1 protein-coding gene is annotated in these 1,802 nt (G+C 66.0%); it reads right to left on the minus strand.

All coding sequences use genetic code 11. From position 1 onward, the window contains the following. Window positions 1–1,609 (minus strand): recombinase family protein (locus ACZ5CR_RS44380; RefSeq protein WP_468869115.1); only part of this gene is annotated, 1,609 nt, incomplete at its 3' end. Between the last annotated feature and the right edge of the window lie 193 nt (window positions 1,610–1,802).

The raw sequence follows: 1,802 nt of genomic DNA on the forward strand, positions 1-1,802 counted from the left end.
CCCGCCACACGGGGATGACCGTGGTGGGGTCGAAGCGATGGGAGCCCTTCGTGCCGGGGAGGATGATCACGGCCTCGAGAAGGGTCAGGAGCACCCCGCGCTTCTCGCTGAGAGTCATCCCGTTCCACTCGGTTCTCATTCCGTCGCTCTGACGCGAGGTGTTCTCCCGCTCTGCAGCCCAGGCCTTGCGTTCGTTGATCAGCTGCTTGATTTCCGCTTCCGCTGATCTCAAGCGAGAGAAGTACTGCGAGTCAGTGATTTCCTCCGCATACCACTGCTCCTGGAGTGATTCCTTTCGCTGCTGGGTGATCTTGAGCCGGTGGTCCTTCGGGTCGGCTTCGTGGAGGTGCGCGGGCAGATTGCCCTGCTGCTCCAGCCTCTTGAGTACGTGTTCGGTGACCAGGTGATCAACAGGGGGGCCTTGGCGGCTGACGCGTCCGCAGCCTCCATCGGTGGCAGCGCGGCACCGGTACTGATGGGACCCGCCGGTGGATGAGCCGTAGAGGCGCGCGTTGCACGGGCGGCCATCCGCGAGGCGCCGCCCGCATCGCACCATCCCGGTGAGAAGGTATGCCCCGCCTGAATGCCGACCGTCCCCGGTCTTGGTCCACCCTCCCGCGTGCCGCTTCTGGTCGAGTAGGGCCGCGACCGCCCGCCATTCGTCTGGTGACACGATGGGCTCCCACTGGCCGACCACTGGCTCGCCCGCCGAGGTGGTCACCAATTCGCCGTGGAGCTTGCGGTATCCGCAGATCCGGGGGTTACGAAGGATCTGCTTGACGGTCTGACACTGCCAGGTGTTGCCCAACGTGCTGGTGTAGCCGGAGGCGTTGAAGTCTTGGGCCACGGCTGTGAGGGTCTTCCCTCCCAGCAGGCTCCGTACCCCCTGTCGTACGACCTCGGACTCGCCAGTGCACAGGGTGAGCTTGTCGCTGTTCCAGCCGAAGGGCCGACGTGAGGCGACCGGCTCCCCTCGCTCCGCGCGAGAGCGGTGATTCAACCGTGCGCGCTGCTGTTGCTTCTTGCTCTCGGCGCGCGCGGCAGCCGCCCCCAGCAGACCGCGCCGCGCGGCTTCGTCGCAGTAGAGGTCGTACTCGCCGAGCTGGTCCGCGTAGGCGCGAGTGGGGTGCGACGTGAAGGCTTTGACGAAGCGCTGGTAGGTATGCAGATCGCGATAGAGACGGTCGTCGGCCACGCACACCACCCCGTCGACCGGGTAGCCGCACGTCGTGGTGCCGTTCAGGAGCGCATCGATCATGGCGTCGAAGTCGGGCCGCACGATGCCGGGTTTGGACGCCGACTTGCCGTTGTCGATGTAGAAGTGGACGACGACCATCCGATGACGTGCTGCGATGCGGGCGCAATGCCTCGCTTGATCTTCCACTCCGTGCCCGTCACGCCTGTGTGCGTCGAAGGAGATGCGACAGTAGGCGACCACTAGGCGCCAACCGGCGTCGCGCAGAGAGCGCGCGTTCTCGACCGAGGGGGTGCTGTCGGGGGCGCCGCGCAGGTCGTCCACCAACTGCTCGGCTTGGGAGGCGGGAGGCCTCGCCCGTCTGCGGCCACCGGCTTCTTCGTCCGAGTGCGCGCTAGGCTCGCGTTCAGCCATGAGGAAGTCTGCCTTCCTTGATGGTCAGGCCCCCGGCCGGGATTGCAGTCCCGGCCGGGGGCCGTCCTATTTGATGTTGTCGGCCCGAGCCTAGGCAGGCCGCATGCCAACTGGCATGGCGATACGTCGCGTTCACCGATGTGGGTGAATCGCGTCTGTGGATTGCCGGGGTGTACGCCTACTTCGCGTTCTT

This window comes from Streptomyces sp. NPDC031274, from assembly GCF_055570235.1.